Genomic DNA, 16640 nt, shown 5'->3' on the forward strand with positions numbered 1-16640 from the left:
GGCAAATTGTTTAGATGCTGCTGATTGCAGTATTGTGAACTATGACATGAACCGAAATTTAATTTCATGATACAAAACCCAACAAGTACCAAAAGGAATGTACAGCAAAAAAAGTGTTCCGTAGCGGCTGCTATCCACTAGACTAGGAGCGGCAATCCAAAGCACGAGGCCGAGAAGCACAGTAAGTGCTACAATGTTCCGGTCCCGCGAATACATGCGCGACCTCTCTTTGTATATGAATGTTCGCCTAGTCATTTCTTTGGAACGAACCCGTCCGGAAAGGCCGAATGCGGCTCGGGCGCGCCATCCACATAGAGGTAATCGCGGGTGATCGGCACCGTGGTTTGGTGCTTGTGAAGCTGCACGTGATACAAGACGTGGGGCATGTCCGACAGGCTGAGCTCTGACGCGATCAGATAGTAGCGCCACATGCGGATGAAGCGTTCGTCGTATCCCATGGCGCGGACCTCGTCCAAACGGTCTTCGAAGCGGATCAACCATTCGTAAAGGGTGCGGTCGTAATGGGTCCGCCAGACCTCGATATCGGCGGCCTCCAGCTTGGACTTTTCAACCACGCTTACCACTTCGGACAATGAGGGCGTGTAGCCGCTGGGGAATATGTGCTTCTGGAACCAAGGGGACAGGTTACCCGGAGGGCCAGTGCGCCCGATGAAATGGATGAGAGCTACGCCATCTTCTTTGAGGTTCTTTTCGATCTGACGGAAATAGGTCGGGTATTGGGGCTCGCCCACATGTTCGAGCATGCCGACAGATACAATGCGGTCAAATTGCTCGGTCACGTCGCGGTAATCCTGAAGCCGGAACTCTACCAAATGTGAAACACCTGCCGTTTCGGCGCGGGCAATGGCAGCTTTGCGTTGTTCGTCGGAGAGCGTCACGCCCACAACCTGCGCGCCGTAGTCTTTTGCCAAAGTTATCGCCAACCCACCCCAGCCGGAGCCGATATCGAGGATTTTCATCCCCGGCTTGATCAGCAATTTGCCCGCGATATGCGCCTTTTTAGCGATCTGAGCGTCTTCCAAAGTCATGCTCGGATCTTTGAAATAGGCGCAGGTGTATTGCATGTCCTCGTCTAGAAAGAGGTTATAAAAATCGTTCGAAATGTCATAGTGATGCTCGGCGTTCTGCTGGGCCTTGGCATGTGGAATCCATTGGTCCCATTTGCGTTTGGCTATGCGCAGGTTGCGGGCAAGTGTTTGGGTCCATGGCAGATTTCCACTTTGGAAGTTGCGCACAACAAGGGTTAGAAATCCTCGGACGTCATCGTTTTCGATCGTCAGGGTTCCGTCCATATAGGCGTCACCCATGGCAAGCTCGGGGTTGCGTATCAGCTGGCTTGGAAGGCTGTCATCGCGAAGGTGTAAAGTCACATGAGGCTCTGCTCCATTGCCTGCATTTATCATTTCACCAGAGTTGAGGTGGACGGTAAGAGTTCCCTCTTTGATAAGTTGTTTGAGCAGAGTGCGAAGTAGCCTGTCCCACATATAGTGCTTTCCCGTTTGTTTCGTTTACCGAATGAAGCCGATAATTTAGCGGGCAAAGGGCCGGATTCCTGCCCGCTTGTCAATAAATACGCCTGCACAGGTTATTTGCGTCTGCTTTGCTTGACTTTGGAGGCGCAGACATGTGTATCGGGCCGATACTGATTTTCGCCAAAGAGGGCCAATTCTCATGCACGCTTATCGCAGCCATTCCTGTGCCGACCTGAACGCATCCAACGTGGGTGAAAATGTTCGCTTGTCCGGCTGGGTTCATCGTGTGCGCGACCACGGCGGCATCCTCTTTATCGACCTTCGTGACCATTACGGCATCACCCAAGTGCTGGCCGACCCTGACAGCCCTGTGTTCAAGGACGTGGAAAAGGTGCGCTCCGAATGGTGTATCCGGATCGACGGCAATGTGATGGCCCGTGCGCCCGAGCTGGTGAACCCGAAGCTGCCAACGGGCGAGGTTGAGGTTTTCATTCGCGACATCGAAGTTCTGGGCGCGTCTGACGAGCTGCCCTTGATGGTATTCGGAGATCAGGAATACCCTGAAGAGACCCGCCTGAAATACCGCTTCCTCGACCTGCGCCGCGAGAAGCTGCAGCGCAACATGATCCTGCGCTCTGACGTTGTATCCTCTATGCGCAAGCGCATGTGGGACATGAAGTTCAAGGAATTCCAGACGCCGATTATCACCGCGTCCAGCCCCGAAGGCGCACGCGACTTCCTTGTGCCGTCCCGCCTGCATCCGGGCAAGTTCTACGCGTTGCCGCAAGCCCCGCAGCAGTTCAAGCAGCTGTTGATGGTGTCGGGCTTCGACAAGTATTTCCAGATTGCTCCGTGTTTTCGTGACGAAGACCCGCGTGCGGACCGCTCGCCCACCGACTTCTACCAGCTTGACCTAGAGATGAGCTTTGTCGAGCAGCAGGACGTGTTCGACACGATCCAGCCGGTGATCCAAGGCGTGTTCGAAGAATTCGGCGGCGGTCGCAAGGTGGATAGCGAGTGGGAACAGATTTCCTACAAGGACGCAGCACTCTGGTACGGCACAGACAAGCCCGACCTGCGCAACCCGATCAAGATGCAAGTTGTGTCGGAGCATTTCAAAGGCTCCGGCTTTGCGATCTTCGCCAAGATTTTGGAGCAGGACGGAACTGAAATCCGCGCCATTCCCGCGCCCAAAGGTGGATCGCGCAAGTTCTGCGATCGGATGAATGCATTTGCGCAGAAGGAAGGATTGCCCGGCATGGGGTATATCTTCTGGCGTGACCAAGGCGAAGGCATGGAAGCCGCTGGCCCGCTGGCGAAAAACATCGGTCCAGAACGCACCGAAGCGATCCGCAAGCAGCTTGGTCTTGGCGTCGGCGATGCGGCGTTCTTCCTGGGCGGTAAGCCGTCCTCGTTCGAAGGTGTTGCCGGCCGTGCCCGCGTGGAAATCGGCAACGAATTGGGCCTGACGGATCAGGACCGCTTTGCCTTTGCGTGGATCGTGGACTTCCCGATGTATGAGGCGGACGAGGAGAGCGGCAAGATCGACTTCTCGCACAACCCTTTCTCTATGCCTCAGGGCGGAATGGATGCGCTGCAGGGCGATCCGCTGGATGTGCTGGGTTACCAGTATGACCTTGCCTGCAACGGCTACGAGCTGATTTCAGGCGCCATCCGGAACCACAAGCCGGAGATCATGTTCAAGGCGTTCGAGTTGGCCGGCTACGGCGAAGAGGAAGTGCGCAAGCGCTTCGGCGGTATGGTCAATGCGTTCAAATACGGCGCACCGCCCCACGGTGGCTGTGCGGCAGGTATCGACCGCATCGTGATGCTGCTGGCTGACGAGGCCAACATTCGCGAAGTGATCCTGTTCCCGATGAACCAGCGCGCCGAAGACCTGATGATGTCTGCGCCAAGCGAGCCAATGGCCGATCAGCTGATGGAGCTGGGTCTACGAGTCATTCCGCAAGACTAAAGCGATTTTCTGCCACGCGGGGCGGCGCTCAACGTTTTTTCAACGGATTTGCTTCAGGAATACAGTAGACTGAGGCAAACGAGTTGAGGAAAGAGCCGCCCCATGGCGTTCACCCCTGATATTGCGCAAATTCGCTTTGGCGAAGGGCTGTCGCCTGCCGTCGATCCGCCCTCATCCGTGGACGCCATTTTGCAGCAACTGCGCGGCCCCGACGTCGCCGCCGAGGCGTTCCCGATTCCGCTGTTCTCGTCACTGCATGGCGAGTTCGCAACGGTCACGGGGTTGCAGCGCGCGATGCGTAAGGGCCGCAACGGGCCGGACGCGGACGAGCTGACCAAAACCTACAAGCAGGCACGCCGCGCGCTGAATGTGCGTTTGGAAGCTATGTTGGCGCCCGTGCTGTCTCGCTCCATCACGACGTCGCAGCCGTTTCGCGAACGCATAACGCGGTTTTGGGCGGATCACTTCACTGTGGTCGGCAAAAGCAACCTGACCGTTAATGCTGTCCCGACCTATGTCGAGGAGGCCATTCGCCCTCATGTGGCAGGGCGCTTTGCCGACATGCTGAAAGCGGTGATGGTGAGCCCGATGATGCTGGAATACCTCGACCAGAATAGGTCCGTAGGGCCAAATTCGGCGGGCGCAAAGGGGCGGCGCGGGCTGAACGAGAACCTTGCCCGCGAGTTGCTGGAACTGCACACGCTTGGGGTGGAGGGGGCCTATAAACAGTCGGATGTTCGGCAGTTGGCCGAGCTTTTGACCGGGATGAGCACCGCTCTTGGGCAGGGGTTCCTGTTTCGCGGGAAAATTGCGGAGCCGGGTGCGGAAACGGTTCTTGGTCATAGCTATGGCGGGGGGCAAGCCTCTGTTGACGATGTGATGGCGTTTCTCGAGGACGTGGCGCACCACCCCGATACGGCCCGTCACCTCGCGCGTAAACTGGCAGTACATTTCACCTCGGACATCCCCGACGAGGGGCTGATTTCCCAGATGGCCGATGCCTACCTCGCTTCCAAGGGGGAGTTGATGGCGGTCTATGACGCGCTGCTTCGGCACCCTTTCGCCTGGGACAGCTTCGGGCAGAAGATAAAACAACCGATGGATTTCGTATGCTCTGCCCTACGGGTGTTGGAGGTGCCGCCTGCGTCATTGCAAAATCTTAACCGTGCCAAACGCATGGCTTACATCACGTCCCCCATGGCGGGGATGGGGCAGCAATGGCTTCGGCCAAGCGGGCCGGACGGATGGCCTGAAGAGGCCGAGGCTTGGGTCACCCCGCAGGGCTTGGCAGCGCGGATCCAATGGGCCATGGCAATGCCCTCTGCGTTCTTTCGGGGCCTGCCGGACCCGCGAGAGTTTGTCGGCGCGGCGCTTGGCTCTATCGCAGATGAGAAAGTCAACTTTGCAGCACGCGCTGCGGAAACACGGCGAGAGGGCGTAGGGCTTATCCTCGCTTCCCCCGCGTTTCAGAGGAGATAGCGATGTCGGATAACCTATCACGCCGCGGGTTCTTGTTGCGGGCTTCGGCTTTGGGGTGCTCTGCCGCGGCAAGCCCGTTCATGACGCCAATGACGTTCGCGCAGGCGCCGGGTGACAGCAGGCTGGTGGTGATCATCCTGCGTGGCGCTATGGACGGTTTGGATGCGGTGCGGCCGATGGGCGACCCGTTGTTCGGCCAGTATCGCCCGAGTTTGGGCATGGACCAAGACAGCGGGGCGACTGATCTGAACGGGTTCTTTGCCCTTCACCCCGCGCTGTCTGGGTTGATGCCTTTGTGGCAGCAGGAAGATTTGGCGATCGCTCATGCGGTCTCAACCCCGTATCGCGACAAGCGCAGCCATTTTGACGGGCAGGATTTGCTGGAGGCAGGCACTGGGGCAGACGTTGAAGGCGCAACAGCACGAGACGGATGGCTCAACCGTATGCTGCAAGTGTTGCCTGGCGCTGGGTCGGAGACGGCATTTGCAATTGGGCGTTCTGATATGAAGCTGGTGTCGGGGCGTGCACCGGTGTCCAGCTGGTCGCCGGACGGGAGGCTGGATATGTCGCCGCAGGCGCGGTTGCTACTGGAAGAAATCTATCACGATGACCCGCTGTTTCACGACACGAGCATGGACGCGATTGCAATCGCTGAGAGCCTTGGACTGGCCAGTGAGGACAGTTTCGGGTTGTCGAGCCGGGACATGCGTGCGGCGGTCAAAACGGCCAATCAGGCGGGTGATGCCAGCGTTCTGGCGCAATTCGCCGCGCGGAGGCTGAACGAGGAGGCGCGGATTGCGGCGTTTTCGCTTGGTGGATGGGACACGCACCGTGCGCAGACCCGCGGCATTACCAGAGCGCTGGGGAATTTACAGGACGCTGTTTTGACATTGCAACAAGAGCTTGGGCCGCGCTGGGACAAGACCGCGATCGTCGCGGTGACGGAGTTCGGGCGGACAGCGCGCGAGAACGGGACACGGGGCACGGATCATGGAACCGGCGGGGCGATGATTTTGGCGGGGGGCGCTATTCGCGGAGGACGCATTTATGGCGATTGGCCGGGGCTAGCCGAGGCATCGCTTTATGCCCGTCGTGACCTGATGCCGACCTCCGATGTCAGATCCTATATCGCGTGGCTCATGCACGGGATGTACGGGCTGGACACCGGCACGCTGGGAACCGTTGTGTTTCCGGGGCTTCAGCTTGGACGAGATCCTGGCCTTCTGGCCTGAATTCAGGATTTAGAACGCAGCGTTTACGTCGTGGTCGACCATGGTGGTGGACAAATCACCGCTGAGGTCTTCCATCCCGTTGGAAACGGATGCGGTCACGGCCAGAGCCAGACCGACCAAAGCCGCCATAAGCATCGTCATGTCGACCACAGCTGCACCGTCTTCAGTACGCAGAAAATTAGTAACAATCGTTTTCATCGTCTCACTCCTCAAATCCGCAGTTCGCCGTCCGAAGGACGCTTCGGGGGCAACGGGGCCTGCTGTTTTTCTGCAGTTTAAACGTGGCATCATTACGTCGCGAACTGGGTATGATGGAGGTCAATTCGAGGTCAATTCAGGCATGCATCTGCCTTTGCGATTCCTGCGTATCCGAAATAGGATCGTCGTGATTCAAGTGCTGGGAATGGTGGTATGATCAAGACGGGTGAGAGTGATCGGCCACTTTTGGATTGGACGCCGCCCAGACAGCCGGATGCCGAGGTCTTGTCGGGGCGTTACGTGCAATTGGAGCGGCTTTGTGCGGATCAGCATGCGGCGGACTTGCATCGCGCGAATTCGGTGGATGACGCGATCTGGGATTATTTGCCTTACGGGCCCTTTGCGTCTTCCGCCGCCTATCACCGCTGGGCGCGAGACATAAGTCAGAAGGACGATCTGTGTTTCTACGCCATTAAGCCACACGCCACCGGGCATTTCAGTGGCGTAGCAAGTTACCTCAGAATTGCGCCGGAGGCGGGATCTATCGAAGTGGGGCACATTAACTTCGCGCCGGAGTTGCAGCGCACGGTTGCCGCGACCGAGGCCATTTTCTTGATGATGCAATGGGCATTTGAGGCGGGATACCGCCGTTTCGAATGGAAATGCAACGCGGCGAACCTTGGATCGCGGCGGGCGGCGCAGCGCTATGGCTTCAGCTACGAAGGGGTGTTCCGTCAGGCTGGCGTCGTGAAAGGACGCAACCGCGACACCGCTTGGTTCGCCTGCATTGATCAGGAATGGCCGGCGTTGAAGGAGGCGTTCCAAGCATGGCTGGCCCCGGCAAACTTTGACGCCAAAGGTACCCAAATTGAGACTTTGGGGGCGCTGACGCAGCTTGTCCGCGTCGCCAGCGACCCCTTGCTTTAGACGAGTTCGCGCACCTTGAGGCGGGCTTGGATATGATCGCGCGTCGCCTGAATGGCTTGCCTGCGACCATTGCCGTTGGTTTGCGCTTGCGACAGCATCCGCGCGACACCAACGAGCTCAGCATCATTAGCCAGCCGCGCCAATCCCTGTAAGAACGGGGCGACATAGGGCAAGGCGTCGAGCCCGCTGCCCAAAAGCTCGTCGATATGGGACAGGTCTTCATTCAATGCGATCACGTCCGGAGAAACGGTTTCGTGGCTGAGCAAGCGCGGCCCGGTGGGGCGCATGTCTTCGGGCAGGTGATTGAGGATCGTCTGCTGAAACGCGCAGACGGATGCGATGGGTTTCGGCAGAAACTCGTTGGCGCCTGCGGCCAATGCGGCTTCGCCTGAGCCGTCGCCATCCGCACCGCTGGTGGCAATCAGGACGGGGCGTATCGAGTCGTCCTCGCGCGCCAGTTCCGCGATCAGGTCGATGCCTGAGCCGTCGGGCAGGCCTAAATCGATGATCACCACCGAGGGGCGGTAGACTTGCAGGTGGCGGTGGGCCGCCGTCAGGCTGTCCGCCCGTCGAATGCGGGCGCCTGAACGGATGCACAAAAGGCGCACAGCCTCAGATGCATATCGGCTGTCCTCGACCACCAGAACAGTGAGGCCCAGCAAAGGGCGTAAAGCAGTCGCATGAATTGTGAGGGGCGTGTAACCTGAATCGTCGGGCATTTGCGGGTCTCCGGCAGCAAGAGAGGGTGAGTCGTCTGGCTCCAGATTGCGCATCGAGACCTAACAGAAAGTGAATAGCGCGGATTTTACGCACCTTGTGCGCTTGCGATGCCCGCAGGCCGCCGCCATAACCTGTGAAACTTATGCGACCAAACGGAGAGCCCGATGATTGGCAGATTGAACCACGTGGCCATTGCAGTGCCAGACCTTGCCGCTGCCTGTGCGCAATACAAAGACACGCTGGGGGCCAATGTTGGCTCACCTCAGGACGAGCCGGATCATGGCGTCACAGTGGTGTTTATCGAACTGCCGAATACCAAGATCGAGCTGCTGTTTCCTTTGGGCGAGAACAGCCCGATCCAAGGATTTCTGGATAAGAACCCGTCGGGCGGCATCCACCATATCTGCTATGAAGTGGACGACATCATCGAGGCACGCGACCGCTTGAAGGACAGCGGCGCGCGCGTGCTTGGCAACGGGGAGCCGAAGATCGGCGCCCATGGCAAGCCCGTTTTGTTCCTGCATCCCAAAGACTTCACGGGCACATTGGTCGAGTTGGAGCAAGCCTGATGGCAATCACATCTGCCATCGTGGTGTTCGCGGTCGTCTGGTTTTTGGTGCTGTTTTGCGTCTTGCCGTACAATACGCCTAGCCAGAACGAGGTGGGCGAGGTTGCTCCGGGCACGCCGCGCTCTGCCCCTGCCAATCCACAGATGAAGCGCAAGTTTTTGATCACAACGGCCATTACCGTTGTGATCTGGATCCCGCTTTGTCTGGCGATCATCTATGGCTATATCAACGCCGACACGATGAACCTGTATAAGCGGTTCGGCCCAGATAGCTGATCGCCGCTTAGCGGGCCAAACGGTGGAACAAATGGGTGAAGCTTGCGACACCCAGAATGGGGACCAAGAGGTTCACAAAAGGAATGGTCAAAGGGATCGCCATAAGCGTTCCCGCGACCCATATCTGAAGCCGGTTGCGCTTGCGAAACTCCCGCGCACCCACGGCGCCTAGGCGACGCTGCGCCACGAGCGTCGCATATTCCCGACCAAGCATGAGCCCGTTCACGCCCCAGAATATCAACGGGGCGAAGGGCGGAAAAATCACATACAGGATCAACGCCACAAGGTTCACGGCCAACAGCAGGCCAAGAAATTTGAAGGTTTCGCCAAGCACTTCGCCCAAGGGAAGGGCGGCGACGGGGGGCTGGCCGGGGTAGTGTTCCGCCTCGACAGCGTCGACGACCTGATCAAGGAACAGGCCGGTGAACGCGGAGGCGACGGGCACCATCAAGATGACCGACGCCCCGAGCATGACGGGCACAACCGCCCATGACAGGACGTTGTCGATCCACGTGATTTCGCCGATCCAAGGCAGGGTAAAGCTTTCTGGGACAACCAGCCCCACGCTCCACGCGAAAAAAACGGTGAACCCAAACAGCAGGGCCAGTGTCAGCCCGACGCCTGTCAGAAGCACTTTTAGAAAGCGACCATCACCGATTTGGCCCAAGGCCTTCAGGAAATCCGAAAAAATCATGTGCTTAGCCACGTTGTAATAGCGTCAAGGTCGGGGCGGGGGCGATCCGGCGGCGTCGAAGTTTCGGTGCCGATATGAATGAAACCCGCGACATATTCATGCTCCGCCAAATCCAAACCCTTGATCAAAAATTCACGGTCAAATGCTGTCCAGCCGGTGAGCCAGTTCGCGCCCCAGCCAGCTGCAAGGGCGGAATTGAGCAAGGCAAGACATACCGCGCCCGCGCTGAGGGTTTGCTCTATCTCCGGGATTTTCTCAGACGCTTTGGGCGATGCGACAACCGCGACCGAGAGCGGGGCCGTCAAGAACATGGCTGCAATCTTGTCGGTGTCGTCCGGAGACCGGCCCAACTCCGTGCTGCGTTGGCGGGCAAGTTCGGATAGACGGTGCATTGCCGCGTGTTCCAGCACAATGAAGCGCCAGGGCTCCAGTTTGCCGTGATCAGGTGTGCGCGCGGCGGCTGTAAGCAACGGAAGCAATGCGTCGCGGTCGGGGGCGGGCGCGGTAAGTGTTTTGTGGGGGCGGGAGCGACGGGTTAGCAGGAACTCAAGCGCGTCGGTGTTTGGTGTCGGCATGGTAACTGGTCCCTCGTTGCTGGACCCTATGTCGGTCAGGCGGGGCCTGAATTCAAGGCCTCTGGGTGCAGCGCGAGCGTCACTGGCGCTACAAGTGTAGCGCGTGCAGTCGCTGGGCGCGACTTCGCCCAGACAAGCAACGCGACCAGCACGCAGAAAACAGCCAGTAGAACCAGAAGCCCTTTGATCATTTCTTAGCGGCGGACTTTTTCTTCGCAGGCGCTTTCTTCTTGGCCGGAGCCTTGCGCTTTTTGCCGCCTTTGGACTGCTTTTCGACGATCAGCTGAACGGCTTGATCTACGGTCAGATCTTCCGGCGCAATGTCTTTCGGCACTGTGGCATTGACCTTTTCCCACTTCACGTAGGGCCCGTATTTGCCTTCCATGATGGTGATCGCGCCGCCCTCGTCAGGGTGCTCGCCCATATCCCGCAGGGTTTTGGCAACGCCACCGCGCCCACCGCGCGAGGCGACTTTTTCAGCCAGCAATTGCACGGCGCGGTTCATGCCGACGTCAAAAACCTCTTCAAGGCTTTCAAGGTTGGCATTGGTCCCACCCCGGTTGGACGTGGTGTCCGCGTGTTTGATATAGGGGCCATAACGACCGATATTAGCCCACACATTCACGCCGTCTTCCGGATGCGGCCCGATCAAACGCGGCAGTGACAGCAATCGCACAGCCTGCGGCAGGTCAAGATCTTCCGGCGGCCATTCTTTGGGGATCGACTGGCGTGGCGGCTTTTTGTTGTCGTCCGTCACTTCACCACGCTGGGCGTAGGGCCCGAAGCGGCCTTTATGGATCCAGATTTTGTCGCCGTCGTCCTCGCCCAGCAGCTTGCCTTCCGGCGGAATGGCGGAGGCTTCGAGTTCGGGGTTCGGCGGCCCAAAGGGACGGGTGTATTTGCACTCGGGGTAGCGCGAGCAGCCGATGAAGGCCCCACCGGACCGCGCGGTGCGCATCGACAGGCGGCCTTCGCCGCAGTTCGGGCAAAGGCGCGGGTCGGTGCCGTCTTCATTTGGCGGGAAGATATGAGGTGCCAGCACGTCGTTGATTTTTTCCAGCACCTCGGTGATGGACAGGTCCAATGCTTCGGCGATCGCGACCGAGAAGTCGCGCCAGAACCGGTCGAGTACGTTCTTGTAGTTGCGTTCCCCTGCCGAGACGTCGTCGAGCTCTTCTTCAAGCGCGGCGGTGAAATCGTATTCCACGTATTTACTGAAGAAATTGGACAGGAAGACTGTCACCAGTCGCCCTTTATCCTCGGGGATGAGGCGGTTCTTTTCTTTGCGCACGTAGTCGCGGTCTTGGATCGTGGTCACGATCGACGCGTAGGTGGAGGGACGACCGATGCCCAACTCTTCCATGCGCTTAACCAGGGTTGCCTCGGTGTAGCGGGGCGGCGGCTGGGTAAAGTGCTGCTCTGGCGTGACGGATTTCTTCGGCGCAGCTTCGCCTTCGCTGATCTGCGGCAGCGACTTGTCGTCGTCGTCGATCACAGCGTCGTCGCGGCCTTCTTCATAGACCTTCAGAAAGCCGTCAAACATCATCACTTGGCCGGAGGCGCGCAATTCGACCTGTCCGTCGCCGGAGGCAATAATGACTGTTGTCCGCTCCAGTCTGGCGGCGGACATTTGAGAGGCGATGGTGCGCTTGTAGATCAGATCGTAAAGTTTGCGCTGATCGGCATCCATGATCTTCAGGCTTTCGGCATCCATCATCATATCCGTCGGACGGATACATTCGTGGGCCTCTTGCGCATTCTTGGCCTTGTTTTTGTACATGCGCGGCTCTGACGGGACGTATTTGTCGCCAAATTTGCCCTTGATCGCGTCGCGTGCGGCGTGAACCGCCTCGGGCGCCATGTCGATACCGTCTGTCCTCATATAGGTGATGTGACCGGCTTCGTAGAGACGCTGTGCGGCGCTCATGGTTTGGCGCGCGCCCATACCGAACTTCCGACTGGCTTCCTGCTGCAAGGTCGACGTCATGAAGGGGGCCGAGGGGTTGCGCGTGCCGGGTTTGGCTTCGACGCTGCTGACTTTCAGATCGCGCGAGCTGATTGCTGCGACGGCCATTTCCGCAGAGGTGGAGTTGGCAATGTCGAACTTATCAAGACGTTTGCCTGCCAGTGTCGTCAGGCGCGCTTCGTATTCTTGGCCACGGGAGTTCGAAAGCAGGGCTTTGACGGTCCAATATTCCTGCGCGTTGAACTTCTCGATCTCCATCTCGCGGTCGACGATCAGACGCAAGCAGACGGATTGCACGCGCCCTGCGGATTTCGCGCCGGGAAGGCGGCGCCACAGCACGGGAGACAGTTTGAAGCCCACAAGATAGTCCAGCGCGCGGCGGGCGAGATATGCGTCGACCAGAGGCTGGTCGACTTGACGCGGGTTCTTCATCGCCTCGGTCACGGCGGTTTTGGTGATCGCGTTGAACACGACGCGGCTGACCGGGGTGTCCTTTTTGATCGCTTTGCGCAGACGCAGCGCTTCTTCAAGGTGCCACGAAATCGCTTCCCCTTCGCGGTCGGGGTCGGTCGCGAGGATCAGGTTGTTGTCGTCTTTCAGGGCATCGGCGATGGCTTTGACGTGCTTTTTGGAGTCGCTTGCGATCTCCCACATCATATCAAAATCATTGTCCGGATCGACCGAGCCGTCCTTCGGGGGAAGGTCGCGAACGTGACCGTAGGACGCGAGCACCGTGTAATCGGGGCCGAGATATTTGTTAATTGTCTTGGCCTTGGCGGGCGACTCGACGACAACTACGGGCATATCTGCCTCTCCTTATACGGCTACTTCGATCAGCGGTTACATGTGGTCGCAAGGTTGGCCTTGTCAACAGGCGCTGTCGTCTAATGACATCAGCCAAGGCGGGTTTCACGCCTGATTGGCGGGGAAAATTGCCATTGCGTGCCCAAATGACGCAAGGTTGAGGCGAAGAGATGGTGAAAGCGCCATCAATAATGTCTAAGTGATCGATATGAAGCGCCTTGCCATTCTTTTCCTGTTTGTCCCCTCGCTTGCGTCTGCCGATTGCGTGGTTCTTTTGCATGGCCTCGCGCGCAGCAATTTTTCACTCTCGGTGATGGAGCAGAGTTTGCAGGCCAATGGCTATCAAACTGTTAACCCGTCCTACCCATCTACGACCGAGACGATCCGCGATTTGGCCTTCGAGACCATTCCTGCCGCGATTTCGGAATGCGACGCCAACACACCGATCCATATCGTGACCCATTCCATGGGCGGTATCCTTGTGCGGCAATGGCTGAAGGAAAACGATCTGCCCTCATTGGGGCGCGTCGTTATGTTGGCGCCGCCCAACAAAGGGTCGGAGCTGGTGGATCAGTTGAGTTCCTGGGAGCCGTTTGAGTGGGTCAATGGACCCGCAGGTGCCCAGCTTCACACTGGGCCGACGTCTGTTCCCAATTCGCTCGGGCCTGTAGATTTTCCGCTTGGTGTCATCGCGGGGACGCAAACGCTAAATCCGTTCTATTCCATTCTGATTGATGGCGAAGATGACGGGAAAGTTTCTGTGGAAAGCACCAAAGTGGATGGCATGGCCGATCATATCATCCTGCCTGTGACCCACACATTCATGATGAACGGTCCGGTCGTCGTGGCGCAAACAATCCGCTTTCTGGAAAACGGCGCTTTCGACCATACGCTGACTTTCACCGACGTTGTGGCCGAGGTTGCGGAAGAGGTTGGTGAAACGGTTGTCGAGGTTGCCGGCGAGGTCGGGGATGCTGTGTCAGAAGCTGCCAGCGAAGTTGGCAACGCGGTTACGGAAACCGTAGAGCAAACGTTGGGCGCAGACAGTTCTGACTGATTAGCCCTTTGGGCTGATGCGGTTGATATGCCCCATTTTTCGGCCTGCCTTGGCGTCCGCTTTGCCGTAAAGATGCAGGCCCACATTTGGGTCCGCCGACAAATCCCCGATCCGGTCCATATCTGCACCAATCAGGTTTTCCATAACGACGTCCGCATGACGTCCGCCATCGCCCAACGGCCAGCCAGCTACGGCACGAATGTGTTGCTCGAACTGGTCGATCAGGCAGCCGTTCTGGGTCCAGTGGCCGGAGTTATGCACGCGCGGCGCAATTTCATTCACGATTAGCCCCGACGGGGTGACGAAGAGCTCAACCCCGAGGACGCCAACATAGTCCAGCGCATTAAGCACGCGCCCCGCAATCAGGACGGCATCCGTGCGTAATGCGGCGGACACAGAGGCCGGAACGGTGGTGGTGTGCAGGATGCCGTCGCGGTGGACGTTTTCACCGGGATCGAAGCAGGCGACCTGACCGTCGGCGGCTCTGGCGCCGATGACAGAAATCTCGCAGGAGAAGTCCACAAAGCCTTCCAGCACAGCCTCGGCACCTTTCATGGCAGCGAAGGCGTCCGCGGCATCGTCCGGTGAGCGCAAGCGTGCCTGACCTTTCCCATCATACCCAAGCGTGCGGGTCTTCAAGATTGAGGGCGCGCCGATTTGGGCCACGGCCTTGTGCATGTCATCAAGGCTGCTGACCCCCATGAACGGAGCGACTTTAAGGCCGATGTCCTGAAGGAAGGCCTTTTCTGTCAGGCGGTCTTGGCTCACGGTTAGGGCGCGTCGATTGGGACGCACTTCACACAAGGCTTCCAACTGGTCGAGTGCCGAGGCGGGGATGTTCTCGAACTCATACGTGATGACATCCACCGCTTCACCAAACTTGGCCAAGGCGTCGCGGTCGTCATAGCTGGCTTGAAGGTGGTAGTTCGCCACATGGGACGCAGGGCAATCTCCACCCGGTTCGAAAATGCAGGTTTTGAAACCAAGGCGGGACGCCGCGACAGACAGCATCCGACCCAGTTGGCCGCCGCCCAGAATTCCGATCGTCGAGCCGGTTGGCAGTGGCTTAGTCATCGCTTGGCTCCAGCGGGATAGACGCCGACAACTCCGCGCGCCATTTGTCCAACCGCGCCGCAAGCTCAGGATCGTTCAGGGCAAGAATTCCAGCGGCCAACAAGCCGGCGTTTGCGGCGCCAGCGGCTCCGATTGCCATAGTCGCCACGGGAAAGCCGCGCGGCATTTGCAGGATTGAATACAAGCTATCGACACCTGACAATGCTTTGGTTTGAACAGGGACACCGATGACCGGAATGCGCGTTTTCGACGCCATCATACCGGGCAAATGGGCAGCACCGCCCGCACCCGCGATGATGACTTGCAAGCCGCGATCTGCGGCGGTTTTGCCGTAGTCCCAAAGACGGTCCGGCGTACGGTGCGCAGATACGATCTTGGCCTCGTAGGGGATGGCGAGCGCGACCAACATGTCGGCTGCTTCCTTCATCGTCGGCCAATCGGACTGGCTGCCCATAATTATACCTACGGGAACTTTGGGATCGGTCATGATGGGGCTGCCTTCAGGATGCCAATTTGAAGCCGTCCTTATAACGGCTCGACTGCGTCACGCAATAATATCTGGGGTTAGCTCGTCGTCGAGCGCCGCGATGCGATCCTTAAGGGACAGTTTTTGCTTTTTGAGACGTCGCAAGGTGAGCTGATCCGGCGCAGATTTTTCTTGGAGGGCTGCAATAGCCTCATCCAGGTCCCGATGCTCGCGTTTGAGGACCTCTAATTTGACGCGCAGAACGTCATTCTTGCTCATGTTTTCGGATGATTTCACGGGGTTAGGGGCCTTGTTGTGCAGCTAGGCCCAATTTGGGCATGCAAACCACTTCTGTCCAGTGTTTCACGCCGATTGGTCTTGATTCATACCACGTGAAGCCCCATTTTTAGTTTGTGGCTGCCTACGGGGGCCTCACTTCGCAAAGTCGCTTAACCGTTTAGGACTGTGCCATGACAAAACTGACCTTGGGCTCGCACCCTTTTTTGCTGGGATTTGACCAGCTAGAGCGATTGGTGGAACGCACTGCCAAATCGGAAAATGGCTACCCGCCGTTCAATATCGAGCAATCCGCAGACAATGCTTACCGCATCACGCTCGCCGTGGCTGGGTTTAGCGAAGAGGATCTGTCGATCACCGTCGAAGACCGCCAACTGATTGTGCGCGGCAGGCAGGCTGACCCGGGTGAAGATCGCATCTTCCTCCATCGCGGGATCGCTGCGCGCCAGTTCCAGAAAGCCTTCGTGCTTGCGGATGGCGTGGAAGTGGCCGGGGCCAATACCGAGAACGGGTTGCTCCACGTGGATTTGAAGCGCGCCGTTCCCGAGACGATCGTGCAGACGATCAAGATCAACAAAGGATAACTGTCATGGACACAAAAATTGACCTGAAGGCACTGGGTGACGCAGACCGGATCGTTTATGTGCGCTCCGTGGATTTCGCGGACCTGCCGCAAGAGGTGCAGTCGGAAATGCCGGATGTAGATCACCTTTATGCTGTCCACTCCCCCGATGGGGAACGCCTGGCCTTGGTGAAAGACCGCGAGATGGCTTTCATGCTCGCCCGCCAGAATGATTTCATGCCTGTAGCGGTGCATTAAGCCGCAAGGCACACCGCGA

At 58.3% G+C, this 16640-nt stretch carries 19 protein-coding genes; 9 read left to right on the plus strand and 10 right to left on the minus strand.

Annotated elements, in window-relative coordinates; translation table 11 throughout:
* Nucleotides 1-251: 251 nt before the first annotated feature.
* Nucleotides 252-1505 carry an SAM-dependent methyltransferase gene (locus BM352_RS07060; protein ID WP_090214294.1) on the minus strand — a complete coding sequence of 418 codons (1254 nt, stop codon included), beginning with the start codon at nt 1503-1505 and terminating at the stop codon, nt 252-254.
* 187 nt (nt 1506-1692) lie between these two features.
* Between BM352_RS07060 and aspS the strand changes: the two genes are divergently transcribed.
* The 3 genes from aspS (at nt 1693) to BM352_RS07075 (ending at nt 6179) form a co-directional block, all read left to right on the plus strand.
* Nucleotides 1693-3468, plus strand: a complete 1776-nt coding sequence (gene aspS / locus BM352_RS07065) for an aspartate--tRNA ligase (RefSeq protein ID WP_090214297.1) — start codon at nt 1693-1695, stop codon at nt 3466-3468.
* A gap of 102 nt (nt 3469-3570) precedes the next feature.
* Nucleotides 3571-4947: a DUF1800 domain-containing protein gene (locus BM352_RS07070; RefSeq protein ID WP_090214299.1), complete on the plus strand. Its 1377-nt coding sequence runs from the start codon at nt 3571-3573 to the stop codon at nt 4945-4947.
* A gap of 2 nt (nt 4948-4949) precedes the next feature.
* The gene (locus tag BM352_RS07075; RefSeq protein ID WP_090214303.1) at nt 4950-6179 is read left to right on the plus strand and encodes a DUF1501 domain-containing protein; all 1230 of its coding nucleotides are present in this window, start codon (nt 4950-4952) and stop codon (nt 6177-6179) included.
* A 9-nt stretch (nt 6180-6188) separates the two neighbouring features.
* Here BM352_RS07075 and BM352_RS07080 read toward each other — a convergent pair whose 3' ends face one another.
* Nucleotides 6189-6377: a hypothetical protein gene (locus tag BM352_RS07080; protein WP_090214306.1), complete on the minus strand. Its 189-nt coding sequence runs from the start codon at nt 6375-6377 to the stop codon at nt 6189-6191.
* Between the two features lie 213 nt (nt 6378-6590).
* Here BM352_RS07080 and BM352_RS07085 point away from each other — a divergent pair, with 213 nt between their 5' ends.
* Nucleotides 6591-7304, plus strand: a complete 714-nt coding sequence (locus BM352_RS07085) for a GNAT family N-acetyltransferase (protein WP_090214310.1) — start codon at nt 6591-6593, stop codon at nt 7302-7304.
* Here the strand turns inward: BM352_RS07085 and BM352_RS07090 are convergent.
* Nucleotides 7301-8023 (minus strand): response regulator, encoded by a 723-nt coding sequence (locus tag BM352_RS07090; RefSeq protein WP_090214313.1) that lies wholly within the window; start codon nt 8021-8023, stop codon nt 7301-7303. The genes BM352_RS07085 and BM352_RS07090 overlap by 4 nt on opposite strands.
* 165 nt (nt 8024-8188) lie before the next feature.
* Between BM352_RS07090 and mce the strand changes: the two genes are divergently transcribed.
* Nucleotides 8189-8593, plus strand: coding sequence for a methylmalonyl-CoA epimerase (mce, locus tag BM352_RS07095; protein WP_090214315.1), 405 nt, complete (start codon nt 8189-8191; stop codon nt 8591-8593).
* The gene (locus BM352_RS07100; protein ID WP_090214318.1) at nt 8593-8868 is read left to right on the plus strand and encodes a DUF1467 family protein; all 276 of its coding nucleotides are present in this window, start codon (nt 8593-8595) and stop codon (nt 8866-8868) included. The genes mce and BM352_RS07100 overlap by 1 nt, the downstream gene beginning before the upstream one ends.
* Nucleotides 8869-8875: 7 nt before the next feature.
* Here BM352_RS07100 and BM352_RS07105 read toward each other — a convergent pair whose 3' ends face one another.
* Genes BM352_RS07105 through topA form a run of 4 tightly spaced genes read right to left on the minus strand, consistent with a single transcriptional unit; the run spans nt 8876 to nt 12907 of the window.
* Nucleotides 8876-9562 (minus strand): EI24 domain-containing protein, encoded by a 687-nt coding sequence (locus tag BM352_RS07105; RefSeq protein ID WP_090214320.1) that lies wholly within the window; start codon nt 9560-9562, stop codon nt 8876-8878.
* Nucleotides 9559-10137 carry a nitroreductase family protein gene (locus BM352_RS07110; protein ID WP_090214323.1) on the minus strand — a complete coding sequence of 193 codons (579 nt, stop codon included), beginning with the start codon at nt 10135-10137 and terminating at the stop codon, nt 9559-9561. Before BM352_RS07110 ends, BM352_RS07105 begins: the two co-directional genes overlap by 4 nt.
* A gap of 35 nt (nt 10138-10172) precedes the next feature.
* Nucleotides 10173-10328, minus strand: a complete 156-nt coding sequence (locus BM352_RS18935) for a hypothetical protein (RefSeq protein WP_175500641.1) — start codon at nt 10326-10328, stop codon at nt 10173-10175.
* Nucleotides 10325-12907, minus strand: coding sequence for a type I DNA topoisomerase (topA, locus tag BM352_RS07115; RefSeq protein WP_090214326.1), 2583 nt, complete (start codon nt 12905-12907; stop codon nt 10325-10327). Before topA ends, BM352_RS18935 begins: the two co-directional genes overlap by 4 nt.
* A gap of 208 nt (nt 12908-13115) precedes the next feature.
* Between topA and BM352_RS07120 the strand changes: the two genes are divergently transcribed.
* Nucleotides 13116-13964 carry an alpha/beta fold hydrolase gene (locus BM352_RS07120; protein WP_090214328.1) on the plus strand — a complete coding sequence of 283 codons (849 nt, stop codon included), beginning with the start codon at nt 13116-13118 and terminating at the stop codon, nt 13962-13964.
* Here the strand turns inward: BM352_RS07120 and BM352_RS07125 are convergent, their stop codons facing one another.
* The 3 genes from BM352_RS07125 to BM352_RS07135 are packed head-to-tail and all read right to left on the minus strand — an operon-like array spanning nt 13965 to nt 15783.
* Nucleotides 13965-15038, minus strand: a complete 1074-nt coding sequence (locus BM352_RS07125; RefSeq protein ID WP_090214330.1) for a 5-(carboxyamino)imidazole ribonucleotide synthase — start codon at nt 15036-15038, stop codon at nt 13965-13967.
* Entirely contained in the window at nt 15031-15525 is a 495-nt protein-coding gene (gene purE, locus BM352_RS07130; protein ID WP_090214333.1) for a 5-(carboxyamino)imidazole ribonucleotide mutase, read from the minus strand. The genes BM352_RS07125 and purE overlap by 8 nt, the downstream gene beginning before the upstream one ends.
* Nucleotides 15526-15582: 57 nt before the next feature.
* A complete protein-coding gene (locus BM352_RS07135; protein WP_090214336.1) occupies nt 15583-15783 on the minus strand; it encodes a YdcH family protein in 201 nt (66 codons plus the stop codon).
* Nucleotides 15784-15974: 191 nt separating this feature from the next.
* Here BM352_RS07135 and BM352_RS07140 point away from each other — a divergent pair, with 191 nt between their 5' ends.
* Nucleotides 15975-16385 carry an Hsp20 family protein gene (locus tag BM352_RS07140; protein ID WP_090214338.1) on the plus strand — a complete coding sequence of 137 codons (411 nt, stop codon included), beginning with the start codon at nt 15975-15977 and terminating at the stop codon, nt 16383-16385.
* 5 nt (nt 16386-16390) lie between these two features.
* Nucleotides 16391-16621: a DUF1150 family protein gene (locus BM352_RS07145; RefSeq protein WP_090214341.1), complete on the plus strand. Its 231-nt coding sequence runs from the start codon at nt 16391-16393 to the stop codon at nt 16619-16621.
* Nucleotides 16622-16640 lie beyond the last annotated feature (19 nt).

Origin of the sequence: Litoreibacter janthinus (assembly GCF_900111945.1) — a bacterium.
GTDB classification, from domain to species: Bacteria; Pseudomonadota; Alphaproteobacteria; order Rhodobacterales; family Rhodobacteraceae; genus Litoreibacter; species Litoreibacter janthinus.

Bases quoted from the DNA above. Each gene is read 5' to 3' on its own strand.
- BM352_RS07120 (WP_090214328.1), top strand. From the start codon at position 13,116: ATGAAGCGCCTTGCCATTCTTTTCCTGTTTGTCCCCTCGCTTGCGTCT.
- topA (WP_090214326.1), bottom strand. From the start codon at position 12,907: ATGCCCGTAGTTGTCGTCGAGTCGCCCGCCAAGGCCAAGACAATTAAC.
- BM352_RS07135 (WP_090214336.1), bottom strand. From the start codon at position 15,783: ATGAGCAAGAATGACGTTCTGCGCGTCAAATTAGAGGTCCTCAAACGC.
- BM352_RS07105 (WP_090214320.1), bottom strand. From the start codon at position 9,562: ATGATTTTTTCGGATTTCCTGAAGGCCTTGGGCCAAATCGGTGATGGT.
- BM352_RS07145 (WP_090214341.1), top strand. From the start codon at position 16,391: ATGGACACAAAAATTGACCTGAAGGCACTGGGTGACGCAGACCGGATC.
- BM352_RS07140 (WP_090214338.1), top strand. From the start codon at position 15,975: ATGACAAAACTGACCTTGGGCTCGCACCCTTTTTTGCTGGGATTTGAC.
- BM352_RS07080 (WP_090214306.1), bottom strand. From the start codon at position 6,377: ATGAAAACGATTGTTACTAATTTTCTGCGTACTGAAGACGGTGCAGCT.
- purE (WP_090214333.1), bottom strand. From the start codon at position 15,525: ATGACCGATCCCAAAGTTCCCGTAGGTATAATTATGGGCAGCCAGTCC.
- BM352_RS07090 (WP_090214313.1), bottom strand. From the start codon at position 8,023: ATGCCCGACGATTCAGGTTACACGCCCCTCACAATTCATGCGACTGCT.
- BM352_RS07060 (WP_090214294.1), bottom strand. From the start codon at position 1,505: ATGTGGGACAGGCTACTTCGCACTCTGCTCAAACAACTTATCAAAGAG.
- aspS (WP_090214297.1), top strand. From the start codon at position 1,693: ATGCACGCTTATCGCAGCCATTCCTGTGCCGACCTGAACGCATCCAAC.
- BM352_RS18935 (WP_175500641.1), bottom strand. From the start codon at position 10,328: ATGATCAAAGGGCTTCTGGTTCTACTGGCTGTTTTCTGCGTGCTGGTC.
- BM352_RS07070 (WP_090214299.1), top strand. From the start codon at position 3,571: ATGGCGTTCACCCCTGATATTGCGCAAATTCGCTTTGGCGAAGGGCTG.
- BM352_RS07085 (WP_090214310.1), top strand. From the start codon at position 6,591: ATGATCAAGACGGGTGAGAGTGATCGGCCACTTTTGGATTGGACGCCG.
- BM352_RS07125 (WP_090214330.1), bottom strand. From the start codon at position 15,038: ATGACTAAGCCACTGCCAACCGGCTCGACGATCGGAATTCTGGGCGGC.
- BM352_RS07075 (WP_090214303.1), top strand. From the start codon at position 4,950: ATGTCGGATAACCTATCACGCCGCGGGTTCTTGTTGCGGGCTTCGGCT.
- BM352_RS07110 (WP_090214323.1), bottom strand. From the start codon at position 10,137: ATGCCGACACCAAACACCGACGCGCTTGAGTTCCTGCTAACCCGTCGC.
- mce (WP_090214315.1), top strand. From the start codon at position 8,189: ATGATTGGCAGATTGAACCACGTGGCCATTGCAGTGCCAGACCTTGCC.
- BM352_RS07100 (WP_090214318.1), top strand. From the start codon at position 8,593: ATGGCAATCACATCTGCCATCGTGGTGTTCGCGGTCGTCTGGTTTTTG.